Genomic DNA, 19,837 nt, shown 5'->3' on the forward strand with positions numbered 1-19,837 from the left:
TTGATTTTAATTAGTCGGACTTTGAAGCTTGTTGTTTATAAATTCATGGTCCGTAAGTGTGTTTAAGAAGGCCAGAATGGCCTTTCTTTCTGTTATTGACATTGGGATACCTGGTTTTCCCTGATCCTGGAACAAGCTGGCATCAGTAGTTGAAGACAGCTTCATACCATACTGATAATGATCCAATACCTCTTCCAGTGTCCTGAACCTGCCATCATGCATATAAGGGGCGCTGAGTACCACATTTCTCAGGGAAGGCGTTTTAAATTTCCCTAAATCTGAAGGATTGAAACTGACTCTGAAATGTCCCTGATAAATCCCTTCATTGGCCTCAGAAAAATGATCATCCAAACCATTGTTATGAAAATTATGGTCGGTAAACAGCGTTCCGGTATGGCAGCTGCCGCATTTATCCTGAACAAGGTTCATCCCCAGCAGCTCCTCCGCATTTAGCACCGTTGATTTCTCCTGACGCATGTATTGATCATATCGGGAATTACCGGAGATTAACGTCCGCTGAAATTGCGCTAAGGCCTTTACCACATCCGCAGATTTGATGGCTGAATTAAAAACCTGCTGAAAACGGCTGACATAATCAGGTATCGCTTTCAACTCTGCTTCAAGTTCATACAAATCCTGATGCATTTCATCTGCACTGGTTAGCGGACCAAAAGCCTGAGATTCCAGGTTTTTGGCACCTCCATCCCAGAATAAACCCTGATCTGCCCAGGCCAGGTTAAACAAAACCGGAGCATGGCGATCCAAAGTTTTCCCAGAAGCACCTTGATTGCTCAAGGCCAGGCCATCTGAGAACGCCAGGTCCTGATGGTGACAAGAAGCACAGGAAATCCGGTTATTACCAGACAATCGAACGTCGTAAAATAACCTCCTGCCCAATTCAATTCCTTCTGCTGTAAGCCGGTTATCAGGCTGCTTCATCACTGCAGGGAAATTTGCAGGACCTGCTAATTCCACCTCATGCAAGCCATCCAGATTCAAAACTTCCGGTGCTGCTTCCTTTTTACAAGAAACCAGCAGCAGAATGGTACTGAAAAAGAAAGTTTTAAACCTTGGAAAAAACCAGCAAAAAGATCGCTGGTAAAAGCCCGGAAAATCAAAAAGGAGAAAGGTTGAATGACGACGCATAATTAATTAATTCACTGCTTTTACGGTAAACACTTTATTGCTGTAATTGGTGGCTACTGCTGCCATAACCGAGGCTTGTGCTGCACCTACAACCGGAGTAGTCATGACATCAATCCCATCAAAAGCCTTTGCCAAATCTACATTTAAGCTAAGACCAGAGCTCTTTTGGCCACTAACTTTTAAAGTCTGCGGCAGATCCAGGACTACTGTTTTGTAGTTTGCATTTAATCCAGTTTCAATCTTTAAGGTCTTAGAATTGGCACCCACTGTAACCTTTCCGGTTGCCGAGGTAAAAATATAGCTGGTCAGCCACATCCAGGAAACATTGGTCATCCCGTTCAATGGAGAAAGCTCTCCAGCCAATAAGCTCAGGTTATCATTGTATTTCGGATCCACGCCTACCGCGAATTTCAGTGTTTTATATTCCCCTGCTTTCAGGTCTTTCAATACCACTTCTTCTCTTTTGGTAGCCGGGTAAACCGTAGTAGGCAGGTCGTTATTTACCCCTGTCAGCGTAATCGTTCCGGTTTCTTCCAGTAAATAGTAGGACCCTGGCACGTTGAATTCTTCCCCATTGGTGTTCACCAATACGACATTACTGATCCAGTACCTGAATTTATTGAAGTTGAAAGTTTTTCCATCAGCAGTAAAATCGGTATTCAATGCAAAATCCTGATTTCCAAACCTTGCATCGAAGGTAAGGGTTGTCTTTCCGTTAGTTTCAACGGCATTAATTGGATCTTTATCTTTTGAGCAAGCGCTGAATAGCAATGCTGATACCGTCATTAGGGTAAGTATTTTTTTCATTTTATTTGAAATAGTGATGCCATAGTCCTTCCCTTGAGTCGGAAAAATGGACTTTTTATAAAAAAACAGATAATTTGTAAGGAATAGCGGCAGCTTATTTTTGTTCAAAGAAGCGGCCTGCTATATTAAGAATAAATGAAAAAGATGCTGGGAGGCGGATGAGGAATCTCGTTATTGCTTTCCGGAAGATCAAAAGAAAACTCGCCAGGAAATTCAGGCGTTTTTAAACAAAGAGGCAGCACAGGTAAATCAATTGCTTTCACAAAAAAAACATCCTGTGCGTTTTTCTTTTGTGCATCTCTTTCCTGTTTCTTTTCTTTTTCCTCTGCCTGTTTCAGCTTTTTAGCGAGGTAACATTTACCATTGCAGTGCATGGCCGGCTTGTCTTTATTTTCACAAAGTACCGTCGCAATGTACTGCTGATTGAGCTCAAAACCCGCGTATACGAAAACCCTGCTGAACTGTGCCAGCAATAAGGTCATCAATAAAATAATTGCGGTAAAGCGTTTAAGCATGTACTTATTTTTTATACTCTTTTAACAGGATATCCATGTCAGACATCAACTGCTGAACATCCTTGTCCAGCGTTCCATCATAAGCCCCTCTGATGCGTTTTTCTTTGTCTACCAGCACCAGGTATCCCTGATGGATAAAACCGCCGGGTGCATTCTTATCTTCTTGTGCAGAAACCAGGTAATTCCGTTCAGCAAGTGCATAAATATCATCCCTGCTGCCCCATAAATATTCCCATTGCGTACCGTCAACACCTAACTTTTTAGCATAAGCTTTCATTCTGGACGGGGTATCATATTTCACATCAATGGTATGGGAAGCCAGTTTCACTTCGGGATTGCCTTTATACTTTTCATACACTTTCATTAAATTCCGGTGCATGGTGGGGCATATTGTCGGACAGGAGGTAAAAAAGAAATCGGCTACATAGATCGCTCCATTGAAGTCTTTCTCTGTCACCACTGTACTATCCTGGTTGAAGAGTTTAAATTCAGGGATCGTCCTAAAAACACTGTCTATTACCGTTTTGCCATCAACCACCCGCTCTGTTTGTTCCAACTGCAGAAAAGGCAGCCTTTTCGGTTGATCTTTACAGCTAAAAAGAAACAAGGCAGAGAGGGCCAGGCCAGCTAAAATTCCCCTCATTATTTTTTGAATTTACTGAAGTAAGCTTCCGATGATTTGATTTCCTTTTTATAAAGGCTGTCGACCGCCGCAATCTTTGCTTTTTCCGCCCGAAAATACTGGATGGCTTCCTCATTTGATTTACCGGTAATATCCGGCTCAAATTTATGCATCCAATCGTTCATACTGTCCTCAGCAACAGTCAGCTCCTGCAAAAGCGCCTTGATATTTTCCTTTTCTTTCAGCGTATCGATTTCAGGAAACCTGGTTTTCAAATCCGCCATATTCCGCTGTAACGTATCCAGTTTCATTTGATAGTTTACAATCGTACTATGATCGCCCATTACCAGGTCATGAAATTTCATGACTTCATCGCGTTCTTTCTTATAATCAACAGGGGCCGTGCAGGCCATAGCAGTAATTGCCAGTAGCACTGCGCCAACTAATTTCTTCATTTTTACTCTTTTAAAAGACACCAAAATATTAAGCGCGTCAAAAACAGCGCATTCCCAAAAAGGCATAAAAAGGCAGTAAACCCGATTATCAAAAACCAGTATTCGCTTTTTATCCTAAAATTTGTTAATTATCCTGGAAATTGTGGAGGGTGAAAAATGGCGTTTCGCAGTTCTTGCGGCATTCCCGTAGAAAGGGGAATATGTAAGGTAATTTCCGCAAAAGCATATTGTTTGAACACAAATGGGTTCACCACGAGTGCATCTTGAATTTGTGTTTTCTGTGCTTGTCTTTCCTGCTTTTGTTCTTTGTCTTGTGCTTGTTTTAACTTTTTCATTAAATAGCACTTCCCATTACATTGCAGCTGGGGTTTATCCTTATTCACACAGAGTTCAGCAGCAATATAGCGCTGATTCATCTCAAAGCCAGCAAATACAAAGGCATTGGCAAAGTTTACAGTCAGTAAACTGAACAAAAGCAATATGGCTGTTGGTTTGATTAACATCTGGCGCAAAGATAAGGAACAAATCCGGGGATTTACCCATTAAAAGCATAAAAAAAGCAGACCAGAGCCTGCTTTTCCATGAATTATTTTAATATTTTAATCGGTTTCTTATGTTCATCGATCGCTACAAATGAAAATTCTCCAGTCACCGCTTTTTCACGTTCTTCGGAGTACATCTGCTCTATATATATTTCGACTCTCACTTTCAAGCTCGTATTTCCGATATGTGTAACGGTGCCTATCAGCTCCACAATGGTTCCGGCAGGAATAGGCTTTTTAAAGTCAATCCTGTCGCTGCTTACCGTCACCATAATCTGCCTGCTGAAACGCGTAGCGGTGATAAAAGCCACCTCGTCCATCATGTGCATGGCTGTTCCGCCAAATAAGGTGTCGTAGTGGTTGGTGGTATTGGGAAACACCGCTTTAAAAATGCGTGTCTCAGAAGCCTTAATTCTATCTTCTACGGTAATGCTATTTTCTGTGGTAATATTATCTTGTACTGTCATTTGATTTTCTTTAATCATTTTCCCCGCAGGGAGATCCTATTTTCCTCTCAGTTTGCCCCATTTTAAATAGGTAGCACCCCATGAGAATCCAGCGCCAAATGCGGTTAGCAATAGCTTATCACCGTACTTGAAATCATCTTTAAAATCCCATAAAACCAATGGAATAGTAGCAGCAGTAGTATTTCCGTAACGCTCAATATTTACTTTTACTTGTGATTCCGTTAAGTTCAGCTGATCTCCTACGGCCTGAATGATTCTTAAATTTGCCTGGTGAGGAATCAGGTAGTTGATTTGTTTGATGTCCAGATCATTTGCTTTTAAGATTGCCCTACAAGTATCTGTCATGCCCTGGATTGCGGCTTTAAACACCACACGTCCATCCTGGCGCACATAATGCAATTTCTGATCTAAGGTTTCCTGTGATGCAGGGTGTTTAGATCCACCAGCAGTAACAATAAGATTTTCCTTACCGCTGCCATCAGTTCTGAAATAACTATCAATTAATCCTACTTCTTCTTCTGTTTGTTCTAATAAAACCGCTCCGGCACCATCACCAAAAAGAATGCAGGTATTGCGGTCTTTATAGTTTACGATCGAACTGTTTTTATCAGCACCAATGACCACTACGCGTTTGCATCGGCCACTTTCAATCATACTTGCACCTAAGGTCAGGGCATAAAGGAAACCACTGCAGGCGGCGTTGGTATCAATACCCCAGGCATTTTTCAATCCTGCTTTTTCACACACCATACTCCCCGTAGAAACCATCACGTAATCCGGAGTGGATGTAGATACAATCACACAGTCTATATCATCCGGATTCACATTCCCATCTTCCATTAACCTCATCAAGGCTTTTGTAGCCATATCCGAAGTGGCTATACTCGCATCATTTACTATTCTCCGCTCCTTGATTCCGGTTCTGGACACGATCCATTCTTCGTTGGTATCCACCATTGTTTCCAGATCATGGTTGCTCAAAACAGTTTCCGGAACATAACCACCAACTCCGGTTATCACCGCATTTTTACGTATTCTCATTCTGTGTGCTGTATGTATTGAACAGGCAAGTATACCGATGCCTGTTATATTTTTTTTGCAAAGTTACGGCTTATCCAACATATTCCCGCAGTACTTTTGCAGCTGCGGGCATTTCTATTCGTGCTTTTTTTGTTTCCTCCCCGGGTCTGGTCTGCAAACCGCAATCCGGATTCCCGCAAAGTTGGTCTGCAATACGCAGTACAAGCACTTTTTTAAGCAGTAAAACCGGCTCTTCTTTTGATGAAAGCCTTTACAAAACACAACCACAAACGACTGACGATATGCCACTTAGCCATTTAAAACCAGTACACACGCCGAATAAGCCGACCTAAGCGCGAGCTTCTATCTGGTGTTCAGCTCCGCATTCTTATTCCTCATTTTCTGAATACGGTCATTAAATTCAAAATAACCTATTAGTCTATGATTTTTTTCTCATTTAATAGGTTAAAGTGCAACAGGCAGAGAGAAACAGAACCTACTGCCTTCTCCTAAGGCACTTTCCACCCAGATCTTACCCCCTTCTGCCTCTATAAAATCTTTAGAAATTGCTAAGCCTAATCCTGATCCAGATTTATTATTGCCGTCTGTAGGTACCTGAAAGTACTTATCGAACAATCTTTTTTGATAAACCTCTTCAATTCCTTTTCCAAAATCACGTACAGAAAATTCAATATGTCCCGCATTTTCAATCACCTGAATTACCACTTTAGACTTCTCAGAGCTATAGCGGAGTGCATTAGAAAGAAAATTGACCAATACCCAGGCTGTTTTTTCTACATCTACATAGATTTTCGGCAGGTTATTCCTGCTGATCAGCTCCAGTTCAATAGTTTTTTGCTCTGCCTGGAAGCGTACCGAATCCATAGCATAAATCGCAATCTTACGCGGATCAGATTTCACAAAATTCAATTGCAGATTGCCCGTTTCTACCTGTGCCAGGTCTAAAAGTTCAGAGGTGATTTTCAATAACCTTCCACAATCTTCCCTGATGTGCTGCACCAGTTCTTTTTGCTCCACATTCATCACACCTACCCGCTCATCATCCATCAATTTCAAGCTCATTTTTATAGAAGAGATGGGCGTTTTAAGCTCATGGGACACCGTAGCGATAAAATTGGTTTTTGCCTCATCCAGTTCTTTAAACTGCGTGATGTTCTTTAAGATATACACCTCTCCCGCTGTTTTTCCCGTTTGAGACATCGCCACATCATTATCCGCTTCGTAGCTGGGAACAGTAATTTCTCTTTTTTCCAGCTGGAAATAGGACTCTTTCTGATCTGCATAAATCTTCATGGTTTTCTCTGCTGGTTTATCCTGAAGAATCCGGTTGAGCAGGTCATTCTTTTTCATCAGTTCCTGCGCATTTTTACCGATCACTTCCGCCCCATTCAGGTTTAAGAGTTCAGCAGCGACCTTATTGAAAAAAAGGATTTCTTTTTTCTCATTTAAACCGATAATGGCGTCCTGCATCTGCTCTATAATCGCTTCAATCCTTAGCTTTTCAGACTGGATTTTGGAGAGGTTGCTATTCTCCCATTTATTCAATTCCTGGGCCATCGCATTAAAGGAAACTGCCAGTTCTGAAAACTCATCAGTGCCATTAAATTCCAGGCGCTGTTTGTAGTTTTTACGTGAAATTTCGCGGATGGCTTCAGAAAATTCCTTCAAAGGATTCGCTACGAAACCGGGGAAATTCACGATAAAAGAGAATAGGATCAGGAAGCAGATAGAAGCGGTAAAAATCACATACAGCGCGGCTTTTTCCACGGCTTTTTGGGCGGCATCATTTTTACGCACAATCGCCGCCATATTCAGTTGATCAATCTTTCTCAATTCCGCCCTTAATGCGGTAACGGCCTGATGAACCTGATCTTCAGTAGCACCTGGAAGCATCATTGCCTGATAGGCCTGCCCCAGAGCGGAAACTGCAGCTCCCTCTCCTTTTTCCGTTATATTTTTTCCCTCCATAGCCATGTAACGCTCAAACTCCTGCCTGGTAGCACCGGTAAGCGGCAAAGGCTGTTCGTCCAGTACCGCTCGCATTCTACTGGTATAGCTCAATGTTTCATAATTATCCTTCAGGATCACCTTTGAACTCAATGAAATCTGATTCATGTAAAACAAAGAAATTGCCCCAAAAAAGAGTACCACCAGGAATAGGAATCCGAATCCAAGGCGGAGTTTGGTTTTAATTTTCATGACTGTTTGTTGTTATAAAGCATGATATGCTGTTTAAATTGTCCTTCTATTTTATATTGTGCCAGTGACCTGCATGGAATGGGGCTTACCCCATTAAGACAAAATCACAAGATCAGTTTCTGTGGTTGAAATGTGTTTTAAAAGCTGGTTAAAAATAGCTGTTCTCCATACGATCTGAAAAATATTTAAATGCGGTTTTCCAATACAAATTGTGGTCACCTCTTTTTCATCTGCAATCCGCATGATGGTTTGCGTTATCTCCTCACTTTTCACTTTGATCACCTCTGCGCCAAGCTCTGTCGCCAGCTTAAAATTATTGATCAAATGCCGCTGCAAATCTAACTTAATTCTATTACCGCCCTCGCTGCTATTCTGCACATACAGCACAATCCAGGGAGAATTGTAATAAGAAGCCAGTCTTGCGGTTTTCCGGATCACCGTCTTCGCCGTTTCATGGTTGCTGGATATACAGGCCAGAAATCGCTCTGGTCTTAATTTGATTTGTTTAGGAATTTCCAGATTAATCTTTCTTTCCAGACGATGAGCCACCTCTTTCAAAGCCATTTCCCGAAGCTGCAGTATCTTTTCCGACTGGAAAAAATTCCCCAATGCCCGGGCAATCTTACTCTCATCATATATTTTACCGGCTTTTAAACGGTCAATCAGTTCATCAGCGGTCAAATCAATGTTGACCACCTCATCAGCAAATTCTAATATTTTATCAGGGATCCTTTCGGTAATGGCAATGCCGGTAATTTTTTCAATTTCCGCATTCATACTTTCCAGGTGCTGAATATTGACAGCAGAGATCACACTGATTCCAGCTTCTAAAATATCAATTACATCCTGCCAGCGTTTCGTATTTTTGCTCCCCTCCACATTGGTATGTGCCAGTTCATCTACAATCACCACTTCGGGATGGATATTCAAGATAGATTGCAGGTCCATCTCTTCCAGCTCCTTTCCTCGATAAAAGATCTTACGCCTCGGAATTATGGGAATACCTTCCAGCAAGGCCTGTGTTTCTGCGCGGTTATGCGTTTCTACATAGCCAATCTGCAGGTCTATCCCGTTTTTTAACAATGCATGAGATTCCTGCAGCATCCGATAGGTTTTTCCTACCCCTGCACTCATACCGATATAGACCTTAAATTTCCCCGTCCGGGAACGCTTTACGAGGTCTATAAAATCTTTTACTGCGCTAGGTTTATGCTCTTCCATCTGGGCTTACCATTTAATAATCACGTAGGCTTGATCTATCAAATACCACAACAATATCGCCAATAGCAAAGCAACACTTAGCAAGGGGATTCGTTTAACAGCGGTGGTACTATAATTTCTTTTTCTCATGAATAGCTGCATTATATTTTTCATAAACACGTTCATCATTTTGAAATCACGAAAGGGACAGGAAGGGGAAATCTGCCAATTTTGAGCAACAAAATGATGAACATATTCAAATCAACTCTGATTTTAAAAAGCGACAGCAATACTTGCAGTCACTGCGGCATTATAATTTACCGCGGATGAGCGGCGTGTAAAGATTTTATCTTTGCTATCATACAGTTTTCCTTCCAATCTAACCACTGCATTCGTTACCGGCGCATAGTCAAGATTTAAAGAATATCCGGTTGTTTTAAATCCTTCTGCGGTTCCGGTAGCGATCAGCATTCCGTTTCTATCTTCATAATATTCTACTCTTCCTGCTACTGCCCAATTTGGGTTAAAGCGATACTGAGCGATAGCTACCGGTGAAAGCACTTCATTTTTCGCAGATTTTCCTTTCTCTTTTTGCTGTGTACCATAATCAAATCCAAGCGTCAGACCTAAATGATCTGTGACCTGGAAGATCCCGTATACATTGTGGTAAAAACGCTGAACACGTATCGAATCTGCACCTTCCGACCCTAAGTAATTGCTATAATTGACCGTGATCTTATCCGTAGGTTTCCAGGTCAGCTGCAGCCCTCCGGCAGGCTTTGAATTTCCATCTTGACGGGTAATGCGCTGCCATCCGTTTAAGTAAAGCACCGTTGCGCTAAACTTTCCATCGGCAGTTCCGTAACTGATTTTCGCACCAGTCTCAAAATACGGCGTATTTTCAGAAGAGATATTCCGGGTCAATACCCAGCAATCTTTTGATACGGCACTTTCAAAACCGATGTGTGAGGAGAACACCCCTGCATCGATCCATAAGTTCTGAGTTTTTGACAGCTTAACCCCTGCATTTGCTTCATAAATATTTTTCAGTACACCAGGCTCAGCGGCCAGGTTTGCGTTGGCATAAGAACCGGCCATAATGGCCATATTTGCACGTACAGCACCATTGTCGTAAGCCGCTTTAATGAACCCTAAGTTCAGGGCTACTTCATTGCTGCGGTTATGGGAATAAATAAACCCCGGTCTGTTGTGATCTGAAGGTCTGTTGAAATCATAACCATAAGACGTTTCTACATAACCTGAGACTTTAATCTTGGGTTCTTCCTGACCATAAGAACAAATGGCAGTGCCTAATACAGCTGATAATGCTATTAATTTTTTCATTGATATCTCTATTTTTATCTGTGATGAAGCTTTCAGCAGCTTATTGTAAAAGCTGCTGATCGCCTTCATTTGTAATTTCATTTAAGGGATTTACATAGGCCCCTTTCCGCCTCTTGTTTTGTTTGTTTTTTGATGAACTCCAGATTTTCTAAGCCTAATTTCCCGTCGGGCTGCCAAACCTTGTGGTTTGGCAAACGCGTTTAGTTCAGGCAGCACAATCGGGAGGGATACTTATTTCTTTAACTCATCGAGGGCAACATTTAATTTGAGCACATTCACTTTTGATGGACCGAATAGACCGAACAATGGGCCTTCGGTATTTTTCACTACCAATTCCGCTACGGTCCTATCGCTTAGTTTACGGTAAGCCGCAATTCTTTTAATCTGCATAATGGCCCCGGTTTCAGAAATATTAGGGTCTAATCCACTTCCGGAAGCGGTCACCATATCCGCAGGGATATCTGCTTTTTTCAGATAAGGATGGTATTTCAATAAGGTATCAATTCTCTCAGAGACCTGTTTTAGATACTCCTCATTTGTTGTTCCTTTGTTCGAACCTCCCGAGCCTGCCGCATTGTAACCTACAGCAGAAGGTCTGCCCCAGAAATATTCTGGTTTTGTAAAGGACTGGCCAATTAAAGCATACCCCACCACCTGACCGTTTTTAGTGATTTTTTCGCCACCACCTTCACCAGGGGTAAACTTCCCGATGAAGGCAATAGTTAATGGATAAATGATGCAAAGCAGTACCATCAGTACTCCGGTTAATCTAAGTGATTGTATGATGTATTTTTTCATGACAATGTGTATTTTAATATTTTATGTGATCTTTTTAAAATGCGATTAGGCCATCAGGGAAATCACCATATCAATTAATTTTATCCCGATAAATGGAGCGATTACGCCTCCAATTCCATAAATCAGCAGGTTGCGGCGTAACAAAGCACTAGCGCCAATTGGCTTATAGGACACCCCGCGTAAAGCAACCGGAATCAATAAAGGAATCACGATTGCATTGAATATCACAGCAGATAAGATGGCCGTTTCCGGACTGTGCAGATTCATAATATTCAGACTGCGTAAAGCAGGAATCGACACGATGAATAAAGCAGGTACGATGGCGAAATATTTCGCCACATCATTGGCAATAGAAAAAGTAGTCAGGGTTCCTCTGGTGATCAACAACTGTTTTCCAATTTCAACGATTTCGATCAGTTTGGTTGGGTCATTGTCCAGGTCCACCATATTACCCGCCTCTTTTGCGGCTTGAGTACCACTGTTCATGGCCACACCTACATCTGCTTGAGCCAGTGCCGGTGCATCATTGGTACCATCACCCATCATGGCAACTAGTTTGCCCAATGCCTGTTCTTCTTTGATATAATTCATTTTATCCTCAGGCTTAGCCTCCGCAATAAAATCATCTACACCCGCTTTCTGCGCAATAAACTTCGCCGTTAATGGATTATCACCAGTCACCATGACTGTTTTTACCCCCATTTTACGCAGACGCTCAAAACGCTCGGAGATCCCTGGTTTAATGATGTCCTGCAGTTCAATGACACCTAAAGCCTGTTCGTTTTCTGAAACCACAAGCGGCGTCCCCCCATTGCTGGCAATTCTTTTCACCTGCTCTTCAATGTCCATTGGGAAAGGATTTCCCGCGGAAAGCACGATGTTTCTGATCGAATCAAAAGCACCTTTTCTAATGCGTCTGCCATCCTGAGTATCTAAACCACTAGATCTCGTTTCTGCGGTAAATTTGATGAATTTCGAACCTTCAGGAGCAGTAGTGATGAGTTTAGGGTCCTGTGCTGCTGCCAGCTCAACGATCGACTTTCCTTCCGGAGTTTCATCCGCTAAAGAACTCAACACACAGGCGTCGGTAAAGCTTTTAATGATGATCCCAGCAGTTGGGTAAAAGTTCGTAGCCTTACGGTTACCAATGGTAATTGTTCCGGTTTTATCTAATAATAACACGTCAATATCACCTGCAGTCTCTACAGCCTTACCTGATTTGGTGATCACATTAGCCCTTAAAGCCCTGTCCATTCCCGCAATACCGATTGCCGATAACAAACCGCCAATTGTTGTTGGGATCAGACATACAAAAAGTGCGATGAAAGAAGCAATCGTAATCGGCGTATTGGAGTAATCAGCAAATGGTTTTAAAGTGATACATACAATGATAAATACCAAGGTAAAACCGGCTAGTAAAATCGTCAAAGCGATCTCGTTTGGTGTTTTCTGACGGGAAGCGCCTTCTACCAAAGCGATCATTTTATCCAGGAAGCTTTCTCCGGGAGCAGTGCTCACCTGCACTTTAATCTGATCTGACAGTACTTTTGTACCACCAGTGACCGATGATTTATCACCACCAGACTCACGGATTACCGGAGCAGATTCTCCTGTAATTGCTGATTCATCGATAGTGGCAATTCCTGAAATGATCTCTCCATCTGTTGGGATAGTATCTCCTGTTTCACAGAAAAACACATCTCCTTTTTTCAATTGATTGGAAGAGCGAACTACAATGGTACCATCGCTCATTACCACTTTTGCAGGTGTTTCTTCTCTGGTTTTGCGTAAACTATCTGCTTGTGCTTTACCTCTGGCTTCGGCAATCGCCTCTGCAAAATTGGCGAACAAAACCGTTAATAACAGTACCAGGAACACTACAAAGTTATATCCGAAGGAACCCTGACTGGAATTACTGATGGAATAAATGGTGACGAACAGCATCACAAATGTTCCAATCTCTACGGTAAACATTACCGGATTCCGGATCATCAAACGCGGATCAAGTTTGATAAATGATTGCTTTAATGCAGTATTCACTAAAGCAGGTTCAAATAATATGTTGGATTTATTTTTCATTACAATCTTTTGTTTTCAATGGTGAGAAGGCGATCAAAGGATCATTTCATCACCATATTTTTGTTTTTTATGGATGACCTAATGTGGTTTGCTTACTTGACCATGCTAAAATGTTCGGCTAAGGGACCAAGTGTGAGCGCAGGGAAAAAGGCAAGTGCAGCAATGATTACGATGACCACAAACGTCATCACCCCAAACGTTAACGTATCTGTTTTTAGAGTACCCGCAGATTCAGGAATGTATTTCTTCGAGGCCAGTAATCCAGCAATAGCTACCGGACCAATGATGGGAAGGAAACGTCCAAGGATCAACACAAAACCAGTCAGCACATTCCAGAAGACGTTGTTATCACCCAAACCCTCAAAGCCAGATCCATTATTTGCCGCTGCTGAAGTATTTTCATACAGCATCTCAGAGAAACCATGGAAACCTGGATTATTTAACCAGCTTGCCGGTTTCACCAGCCAATCCGCATCCGGAAAATTAGTCACCGTATAAGCGGCAAGTGCCGTCCCTACCAGGATAATAAAAGGGTGCAAAAGCGCAATGATGGAAGCAATTTTAACCTCCCTGGCTTCTACTTTGTGTCCGAGGAATTCCGGTGTTCTACCCACCATCAATCCTGAAATGAATACGGCAATAATGATAAAGATGAAGTAGTTCAGTATCCCCACACCACAACCACCGTAAAAGCAGTTCATCATCATGGCAATCAATTGATACATCCCGGTTAAAGGCATGGCACTATCGTGCATCGAATTGACCGAGCCGGTAGAAATAATCGTTGTTACCGTACTCCAGTAGGCTGTGGCGGTAGGTCCAAACCGGACTTCCTTCCCTTCCATCGCTCCTGTGAGCTGGCTAACGCCCATTTTTGCAATATTCGGACTGCCTCCAGTTTCTGAAATGACCGTTGGAACGAGTAATAACATCATCCCCAAAGTCATGATCCCGAAGATCACCCAGGCCATTTTCTTCCTGCGGATAAAGTACCCGAAAGCGAAAACCATGGCAATTGGAATGATCACCTGTGAAATTACTTCCACCATATTGCTGAGGTAGTTTGGATTTTCCAATGGATGCGCGCCATTGACCCCAAACCAGCCACCACCATTTGTACCTAAATGTTTAATGGCTACAAAACCTGCTGCCGGACCACGGGAAACATGTACCGTATCTCCCTGCAATGAAATAAACTGGTCTTTACCTTCATAACTGGTAGTGGTACCGTTAAAGGCAAGAATAATGGCGACAACCACAGAAAGTGGCAATAGCAAACGGGTAATTGAGCGGGTAAAGAATACCCAGAAGTTACCAAGATTAGTCGTTGTTTTATCTCTGAATGCTTTAAATAAGACTACTGCAGCAGCGATACCTGTAGCGGCACTCACAAATTGTAAGAACATAAATACAAAATGCTGCGTGAAATAAGTGGCTCCGCTTTCCCCTGAATAATGCTGCAGGTTACAGTTCACCACAAAACTAATGATACTGTTAAAGGCAAGATCCGGTGATTGGCCAAGGTTGCCGTCTGGATTTAATGGCAATTTATCCTGATAGATCAGTGCAAAAAAACCATAAACCAACCAGACCATATTGATCATCAACAGCGCTTTCATGTGCTGTTTCCAATTCATTGATTCATCCGGGTTAATTCCGGATAATTTATAGATTCCTTTTTCAAGGGGTTTTAGAAAGTCAGTCCAGACTTTCTCACCTGCAAACATCTTTGCCAAATAGATACCCAGAGGTATTCCGATCAGCAAGGTTAGGGCGTAGGTGGCAATGATACCTAGTAATTCAGTGTTCATAACAATTAATTAAAATTTTTCGGGTTTAATCAGCACGTATACCATGTAGATAAATACTGCGATTGCGATAATGAATAATGCGATCATAATTTTTAGATTTTTTCGAACCAGTCGATTGATTTGTAGAATACCCAGACCATCAGGAGCAGGGCAAGTAATAATGCGAATGTTAACATCATATGGTTTGTTTTGACCGGGCTATGCCAATCTATATACCAAAAGAGCAGACCAACACACAAAACGCTGATTATCAATAAATAAAACGGTTTTTCAGCAAAATAAAAATATTGTAAATAAAAAAACCCTTCCAAAATGGAAGGGTTTTTTATCATAATGAATGGCTGGTTATTGATCAGTTTAGCTGATTTTAAACTCTTCCATCTTGCGGTAAAGGGTGGTTAAACCGATCCCTAATAGTCTGGCGGCTTCCGTTTTATTACCTCGGGTATGTTTTAATACTTTATTGATGTGCTGCTTTTCCATCACCTGCATTTTCATAGAATCTTCTTCCTGAACTTCTGTGTGGAACTCATAAGGCAGCAAATTGGCGGTAGCCACATTCCCATCTGCGAGAATCACGACCCTTTCCATCACGTTTTTTAATTCCCTGATGTTCCCTTTCCAGACGTGCTTCATCAGCAGCTCAGAAAATTGCTCATCCATCGTAAAATCTTGTTTATTCACTTTCGCGGCGAACTCCTTTAAATAATGCCTGGCAATCATCATGATATCGGTTTTCCTTTGCGCTAGGTTTGGCAGCTCGATAGAAAACACAGAAAGTCGGTAATACAGGTCCAATCTAAACCTTCCTGCATCGGCTTCTTCTTTCAAGCCCCTGTTGGTAGCTGCAATAATCCTGACATTAACTTTACTGGTTTGTGTATCCCCCAGCTTGATGAAAGTCTGATTTTCTAATACCCTCAAAAGCTTGGCTTGCAAATCCAGGTTCATCTCTCCGATTTCATCTAAGAATAAAGTTCCTTCATGGGCTTCTTCCAATAAACCTCTTTTATCCTTGTTGGCACCCGTAAATGCACCTTGTTTGTACCCAAACAGCTCGCTTTCTAAAAGCTCCGGATTAAATCCGCTGCAGTTCAGCGCCACAAAAGGTTTATTTTTCCTGAGGCTTTCATAATGGATTGCCTGTGCAAAAACTTCTTTGCCAGTACCCGTTTCACCCAGTAAAAGCACTGTGGTATCTGTACCAGCAACTTTCTGCGCCAGGTCTAACGCCTCTTTCATGGCCTTCGATTGTCCCAGGATGCTGCTAAAGCTATATTTTTTGCTGATTTTATGCTCCAGCTCATAAACCCTGCGCTGAAGTTTCACTTTGTCCATTGCTTTATAAACCAGTGGAATGATCTTATCATTGTCATCACCTTTGGTGATGTAATCAAAAGCACCGTTCCTCATGGCCATGACCCCATCCGAAATGGTTCCAAAAGCAGTCAGGTTAATCACTTCTACGTAAGGTTTGATCTTTTTGATTTCTTTTACCAGTTCTACGCCGTTGAAATCAGGTAGCTTCACATCGCTGATCACGACATTCACATCCTGCATGGAGAGGGTTTTCAATCCTTCCTTTCCGGTGTTAGCCTGAAACACCTTAAATCCTTCCAGCTCAATAATCCTGGCCAGAAGGCTGCAGATCTTTTTCTCGTCATCAATGATTAGGACGGTGTCTTGCATATCGTAAATTTCAGCAATTATAATAATTATCTGACACAACTAAGTTCTTCTTACGGTCATGGTGGCTAAATAAATTTTCCAGCATCCAAATATACGTCACAATTCCAGACCTGATTTCCTCAACATAAATAAATTCATCAGCGGTATGCGATCTGGCAGAATCACCGGGTCCCATTTTTAAGGAAGGCACTTCCAGCCAGCCCTGATCGGAACTGGTTGGAGAGCAATACGTTGATTTCCCAATTTCTTTACCTGCCATGACTAAAGGATGGTAACCATCAATAAAAGATGGTTTCATCACATTTGGCCTTACTTTAACCTGGCAGTTCGTATGGTTTTGAATCGTAGTTAAAATTTCTTTTGGCGTCCAGCTGTGGGTAAAACGGATGTCTACAGTAAAATCGCATTCCCCAGGCACAATATTGTGCTGTAAACCGGCATGAACTTCGGTCACAGTCATTTTAACCGGGCTCTGCAGATCTCCTTCAATAGGAAAAATAAAGTCCGAGAACCATTGAATGTCCTGCAATGCTTTATAAATGGCATTGTCGCCCTCTTCCCTTGCAGCATGTCCTGGTTTTCCGAAGCTGGTACAATCTAATACCATAGATCCTTTCTCTGCGACTGCCATTTCCATTTGTGTAGGTTCTCCAACGATGGCAAAAGCAATGTTGTGAAGTTCAGGGAGAATAGATTTTAACCCATATTCTCCAGACGTCTCTTCTTCTGCTGTTGCCGCCAGACAAAGGTTATAAGGTAGGTTTTCGAATTCATGAAAATGAAGGAAAGCAGCAATCAAAGAAACCAGACAGCCGCCTGCATCATTACTGCCCAGGCCATATAATTTTCCTTCCTCCATAAAAGGAAGAAAAGGATTGAAATGGTAGGCTTTCGTTGGCCGAACCGTATCATGGTGAGAATTTAACAGCAAAGTAGGTTTTGCAGGATCAAAATTCTTATTGTAGCACCAGATGTTATTGCGCTTGCGAAAAGTAAAAACATGGTGTTTGTGTAGGAAAGCCTCGATCAGGTCGGCAGTATCCTGCTCTTCACCACTAAAAGAAGGTGTGGCAATCATTTTTTTTAATAGCTCCAGTGGCTCATCACTTAAAGTATACAGGTCTGGCATCTGGCCATTGTGATTTTCGTTATGGGTGTTCATCATTGATTTCATTAGGAAGGAAGATTAGTTTTAGAAAAATATCGTTGATAGGATTCGGTGGGAAATTCCGGCTCCTGTACCTGTTTTATCTTTTCAGGGTCGAATAGCATGGCGGTACACAGGCAATTGCATTTTTTCTTGCCTTCCAATACGTCATAGTTGACACAGCTTTTACAGCCTTCCCAGAAATTTGGGTCATGGGTAATCTCTGCAAAGGTGACCGGCTCAAAGCCAAGCTGGGTATTCATTTTCATAATGGCCATTCCAGAGGTGATGCTAAACACTTTTGCCTGAGGATACCTTCTCCTGGAGATTTTGAAAACACGGTCTTTTATAGCTCGGGCTACGCCAGACTTCCTGAATTTAGGGGCAACAATTAGTCCGGAGTTGGAAATAAACTGGTCATTCTCCCAGGTTTCAAAATAGGCGAAACCTACCCATTCCCCAGTACTGGTTACCGCGATCACGGCTTTTTCATCCCTCATCTTCTGTGCAAGCGATTCTGGCGTTCTTTTTGAAATGCCCGATCCACGGGCAATAGCAGAGGATTCCGTTTCCTGAATTATTTCATCTACGTATTTTATATCATTTATGGTAGCAATACGCACAAAGATCATTGGATTTTCCATTAGTATTCTAATTTTACCAAAGCCCTGTTCAAAGTCGGTGCCTAAGCAGGAAAAATCAACGAAACTGGGTTTTAACGTTGATTAAGGCAGGAATATTAATTTCATGACGTTCTGATGTCAATAGTAAACCTTACCAGAATGGAAGGGTTAATTTCATTTTAGTTACCTTTACCGAAATTCTATAATCAAAAAATTATGAAGCTAAAGTTTTCCATTCCTACTACATTTCTATTTGCGCTTGCTCTCTTCGTTTCTTCCTGTCAGGATACTAAAAAACTGCCTATTCTCGGGCCCAGAGAAGCGGTCACTGTAAAAAATGCAGATGGTTCAATGGGTGTGGATACGGTTTATAAAACTATTCCTGCCTTTAGTTTCTTAAATCAGGATAGCGTTTTGATCAATAATGATACTTTCAAAGACAAAATCTATATCGCTGATTTCTTCTTTACTTCCTGTACTACGATTTGTCCGACGATGCACAGAAATATGAAAACCATTTTTGAGGAGTATAAAGAAAATCCGGAGGTGATGTTTCTATCTCATACCATCGACTTTAAATACGACAAGCCATCTGTATTAAAAAAATACGCGGAGAAGCTGGGGGTAGACGGTCCTAAATGGCAGTTTGTATATGGTTCAAAAGACAGCATTTATAAAATTGCAGAAAAAGATTATTTGGTAGCGGTAATTGAAGACAGCACCAATAAAGATGGTTATATTCACCAGGGATGGCTGATGCTGATCGATAAGAACAAACGTATTCGTGGTGCTTATGATGGCACTGACGATAAACAAGTTGCACAGCTTAAGAAAGATGTGGCCGTTTTACTTGCTGAAGATAAAAAATAACCATGCGCAAATTACTGATTTCAATCCCCGTACTTTTCACGTTCATCATGATGATTTACTCCTGCCAAAGTGCGGATCAGGTTACTCAAGATTTGTATTATGTGAGCGGAAGAGACTATTATATCAAATATTGTCAAAATTGCCATGGTGCTAAAGGTGAAGGCCTCGGCGCTCTTGCCCCACCACTTACCGATACTGTTTTTCTAAAAGAAAATAGAAATAAGCTGGCTTGTTTTATTAAAAACGGAATGTCTGAGCCCATTACGATTCATGGCAAGAAGTATGAAGAGAAAATGCCCGATTTCCAGACGCTGGGCAATATAGACATTGCAAAGATCGTGGTCTACATCACCAATTCATTTGGAAATAAACAAGGGATGTATCCTCTTGAACAGGCCAACGAAGACCTTAAAAAGTGTAAATAGGTTTTCTTTTATAACTCCTGTTTTTAATCGTAAAGGCTGAATTTTCTAACGTTAGAA

General features: G+C 41.8%; 20 protein-coding genes and 1 pseudogene. 2 read left to right on the forward strand and 19 right to left on the reverse strand.

Going from position 1 to position 19,837, the window contains the following annotated elements; translation table 11 throughout:
* Positions 1 to 6: 6 nt before the first annotated feature.
* The 19 genes and pseudogenes from K7X70_RS18180 to K7X70_RS18270 form a co-directional block, all read right to left on the reverse strand.
* A complete protein-coding gene (locus K7X70_RS18180) occupies positions 7 to 1,146 on the reverse strand; it encodes a cytochrome-c peroxidase (RefSeq protein WP_222538415.1) in 1,140 nt (379 codons plus the stop codon).
* Positions 1,147 to 1,152: 6 nt separating this feature from the next.
* On the reverse strand, positions 1,153 to 1,953 hold the full coding sequence (locus K7X70_RS18185; RefSeq protein ID WP_222538416.1) for an MbnP family protein: 801 nt from the start codon (positions 1,951 to 1,953) through the stop codon (positions 1,153 to 1,155).
* Between the two features lie 125 nt (positions 1,954 to 2,078).
* Positions 2,079 to 2,468, reverse strand: coding sequence for a hypothetical protein (locus K7X70_RS18190; protein WP_222538417.1), 390 nt, complete (start codon positions 2,466 to 2,468; stop codon positions 2,079 to 2,081).
* 4 nt (positions 2,469 to 2,472) lie between these two features.
* Positions 2,473 to 3,111: an SCO family protein gene (locus tag K7X70_RS18195; RefSeq protein WP_222538418.1), complete on the reverse strand. Its 639-nt coding sequence runs from the start codon at positions 3,109 to 3,111 to the stop codon at positions 2,473 to 2,475.
* On the reverse strand, positions 3,111 to 3,545 hold the full coding sequence (locus tag K7X70_RS18200) for a hypothetical protein (protein WP_222538419.1): 435 nt from the start codon (positions 3,543 to 3,545) through the stop codon (positions 3,111 to 3,113). Before K7X70_RS18200 ends, K7X70_RS18195 begins: the two co-directional genes overlap by 1 nt.
* 128 nt (positions 3,546 to 3,673) lie before the next feature.
* Positions 3,674 to 4,048 (reverse strand): hypothetical protein, encoded by a 375-nt coding sequence (locus tag K7X70_RS18205; protein ID WP_222538420.1) that lies wholly within the window; start codon positions 4,046 to 4,048, stop codon positions 3,674 to 3,676.
* Positions 4,049 to 4,131: 83 nt separating this feature from the next.
* Positions 4,132 to 4,518, reverse strand: coding sequence for an acyl-CoA thioesterase (locus K7X70_RS18210; protein WP_222538759.1), 387 nt, complete (start codon positions 4,516 to 4,518; stop codon positions 4,132 to 4,134).
* Positions 4,519 to 4,590: 72 nt separating this feature from the next.
* On the reverse strand, positions 4,591 to 5,595 hold the full coding sequence (locus K7X70_RS18215; protein ID WP_222538421.1) for a beta-ketoacyl-ACP synthase III: 1,005 nt from the start codon (positions 5,593 to 5,595) through the stop codon (positions 4,591 to 4,593).
* Between the two features lie 70 nt (positions 5,596 to 5,665).
* Positions 5,666 to 5,830: pseudogene (locus tag K7X70_RS24575) on the reverse strand (hypothetical protein); the annotation flags it as partial.
* Between the two features lie 209 nt (positions 5,831 to 6,039).
* Positions 6,040 to 7,794 (reverse strand): HAMP domain-containing sensor histidine kinase, encoded by a 1,755-nt coding sequence (locus tag K7X70_RS18225; RefSeq protein WP_222538423.1) that lies wholly within the window; start codon positions 7,792 to 7,794, stop codon positions 6,040 to 6,042.
* Positions 7,795 to 7,887: 93 nt separating this feature from the next.
* Complete coding sequence (locus tag K7X70_RS18230; RefSeq protein WP_222538424.1) at positions 7,888 to 9,015, reverse strand: sensor protein KdpD; 1,128 nt, start codon at positions 9,013 to 9,015, stop codon at positions 7,888 to 7,890.
* Positions 9,016 to 9,267: 252 nt separating this feature from the next.
* Positions 9,268 to 10,338: a porin gene (locus K7X70_RS18235; protein ID WP_222538425.1), complete on the reverse strand. Its 1,071-nt coding sequence runs from the start codon at positions 10,336 to 10,338 to the stop codon at positions 9,268 to 9,270.
* 231 nt (positions 10,339 to 10,569) lie between these two features.
* Positions 10,570 to 11,136: a K(+)-transporting ATPase subunit C gene (locus K7X70_RS18240; protein WP_222538426.1), complete on the reverse strand. Its 567-nt coding sequence runs from the start codon at positions 11,134 to 11,136 to the stop codon at positions 10,570 to 10,572.
* 45 nt (positions 11,137 to 11,181) lie between these two features.
* Complete coding sequence (gene kdpB / locus K7X70_RS18245) at positions 11,182 to 13,215, reverse strand: potassium-transporting ATPase subunit KdpB (RefSeq protein WP_222538427.1); 2,034 nt, start codon at positions 13,213 to 13,215, stop codon at positions 11,182 to 11,184.
* Between the two features lie 92 nt (positions 13,216 to 13,307).
* Complete coding sequence (gene kdpA / locus K7X70_RS18250) at positions 13,308 to 15,026, reverse strand: potassium-transporting ATPase subunit KdpA (protein WP_222538428.1); 1,719 nt, start codon at positions 15,024 to 15,026, stop codon at positions 13,308 to 13,310.
* 9 nt (positions 15,027 to 15,035) lie between these two features.
* Positions 15,036 to 15,113 (reverse strand): K(+)-transporting ATPase subunit F, encoded by a 78-nt coding sequence (gene kdpF, locus K7X70_RS18255; RefSeq protein ID WP_082461871.1) that lies wholly within the window; start codon positions 15,111 to 15,113, stop codon positions 15,036 to 15,038.
* Between the two features lie 270 nt (positions 15,114 to 15,383).
* On the reverse strand, positions 15,384 to 16,715 hold the full coding sequence (locus K7X70_RS18260) for a sigma-54-dependent transcriptional regulator (RefSeq protein WP_222538429.1): 1,332 nt from the start codon (positions 16,713 to 16,715) through the stop codon (positions 15,384 to 15,386).
* A gap of 10 nt (positions 16,716 to 16,725) precedes the next feature.
* Entirely contained in the window at positions 16,726 to 17,889 is a 1,164-nt protein-coding gene (locus K7X70_RS18265; protein ID WP_368388867.1) for a M20/M25/M40 family metallo-hydrolase, read from the reverse strand.
* Positions 17,889 to 18,506, reverse strand: coding sequence for a GNAT family N-acetyltransferase (locus K7X70_RS18270; RefSeq protein WP_222538430.1), 618 nt, complete (start codon positions 18,504 to 18,506; stop codon positions 17,889 to 17,891). Before K7X70_RS18270 ends, K7X70_RS18265 begins: the two co-directional genes overlap by 1 nt.
* Before the next feature lie 195 nt (positions 18,507 to 18,701).
* Here K7X70_RS18270 and K7X70_RS18275 point away from each other — a divergent pair, with 195 nt between their 5' ends.
* Both K7X70_RS18275 and K7X70_RS18280 read left to right on the forward strand, forming a co-directional pair.
* Positions 18,702 to 19,355: an SCO family protein gene (locus K7X70_RS18275; protein ID WP_222538431.1), complete on the forward strand. Its 654-nt coding sequence runs from the start codon at positions 18,702 to 18,704 to the stop codon at positions 19,353 to 19,355.
* Between the two features lie 2 nt (positions 19,356 to 19,357).
* Positions 19,358 to 19,780: a c-type cytochrome gene (locus K7X70_RS18280; protein ID WP_062549530.1), complete on the forward strand. Its 423-nt coding sequence runs from the start codon at positions 19,358 to 19,360 to the stop codon at positions 19,778 to 19,780.
* The last annotated feature ends 57 nt before the right edge of the window (positions 19,781 to 19,837 follow it).

Origin of the sequence: Pedobacter polysacchareus, assembly GCF_019802255.1 — a bacterium.
Taxonomy (GTDB): Bacteria; Bacteroidota; Bacteroidia; order Sphingobacteriales; family Sphingobacteriaceae; genus Pedobacter; species Pedobacter polysacchareus.

Excerpts from the sequence above, each read along its gene's own strand:
- K7X70_RS18215 (WP_222538421.1), bottom strand. The coding sequence starts at position 5,595 with ATGAGAATACGTAAAAATGCGGTGATAACCGGAGTTGGTGGTTATGTT.
- K7X70_RS18280 (WP_062549530.1), top strand. The coding sequence starts at position 19,358 with ATGCGCAAATTACTGATTTCAATCCCCGTACTTTTCACGTTCATCATG.
- kdpF (WP_082461871.1), bottom strand. The coding sequence starts at position 15,113 with ATGATCGCATTATTCATTATCGCAATCGCAGTATTTATCTACATGGTA.
- K7X70_RS18190 (WP_222538417.1), bottom strand. The coding sequence starts at position 2,468 with ATGCTTAAACGCTTTACCGCAATTATTTTATTGATGACCTTATTGCTG.
- kdpB (WP_222538427.1), bottom strand. The coding sequence starts at position 13,215 with ATGAAAAATAAATCCAACATATTATTTGAACCTGCTTTAGTGAATACT.
- K7X70_RS18275 (WP_222538431.1), top strand. The coding sequence starts at position 18,702 with ATGAAGCTAAAGTTTTCCATTCCTACTACATTTCTATTTGCGCTTGCT.
- K7X70_RS18225 (WP_222538423.1), bottom strand. The coding sequence starts at position 7,794 with ATGAAAATTAAAACCAAACTCCGCCTTGGATTCGGATTCCTATTCCTG.
- kdpA (WP_222538428.1), bottom strand. The coding sequence starts at position 15,026 with ATGAACACTGAATTACTAGGTATCATTGCCACCTACGCCCTAACCTTG.
- K7X70_RS18200 (WP_222538419.1), bottom strand. The coding sequence starts at position 3,545 with ATGAAGAAATTAGTTGGCGCAGTGCTACTGGCAATTACTGCTATGGCC.
- K7X70_RS18260 (WP_222538429.1), bottom strand. The coding sequence starts at position 16,715 with ATGCAAGACACCGTCCTAATCATTGATGACGAGAAAAAGATCTGCAGC.
- K7X70_RS18230 (WP_222538424.1), bottom strand. The coding sequence starts at position 9,015 with ATGGAAGAGCATAAACCTAGCGCAGTAAAAGATTTTATAGACCTCGTA.
- K7X70_RS18265 (WP_368388867.1), bottom strand. The coding sequence starts at position 17,889 with ATGAAATCAATGATGAACACCCATAACGAAAATCACAATGGCCAGATG.
- K7X70_RS18240 (WP_222538426.1), bottom strand. The coding sequence starts at position 11,136 with ATGAAAAAATACATCATACAATCACTTAGATTAACCGGAGTACTGATG.
- K7X70_RS18270 (WP_222538430.1), bottom strand. The coding sequence starts at position 18,506 with ATGGAAAATCCAATGATCTTTGTGCGTATTGCTACCATAAATGATATA.
- K7X70_RS18185 (WP_222538416.1), bottom strand. The coding sequence starts at position 1,953 with ATGAAAAAAATACTTACCCTAATGACGGTATCAGCATTGCTATTCAGC.
- K7X70_RS18205 (WP_222538420.1), bottom strand. The coding sequence starts at position 4,048 with ATGTTAATCAAACCAACAGCCATATTGCTTTTGTTCAGTTTACTGACT.
- K7X70_RS18235 (WP_222538425.1), bottom strand. The coding sequence starts at position 10,338 with ATGAAAAAATTAATAGCATTATCAGCTGTATTAGGCACTGCCATTTGT.
- K7X70_RS18195 (WP_222538418.1), bottom strand. The coding sequence starts at position 3,111 with ATGAGGGGAATTTTAGCTGGCCTGGCCCTCTCTGCCTTGTTTCTTTTT.
- K7X70_RS18180 (WP_222538415.1), bottom strand. The coding sequence starts at position 1,146 with ATGCGTCGTCATTCAACCTTTCTCCTTTTTGATTTTCCGGGCTTTTAC.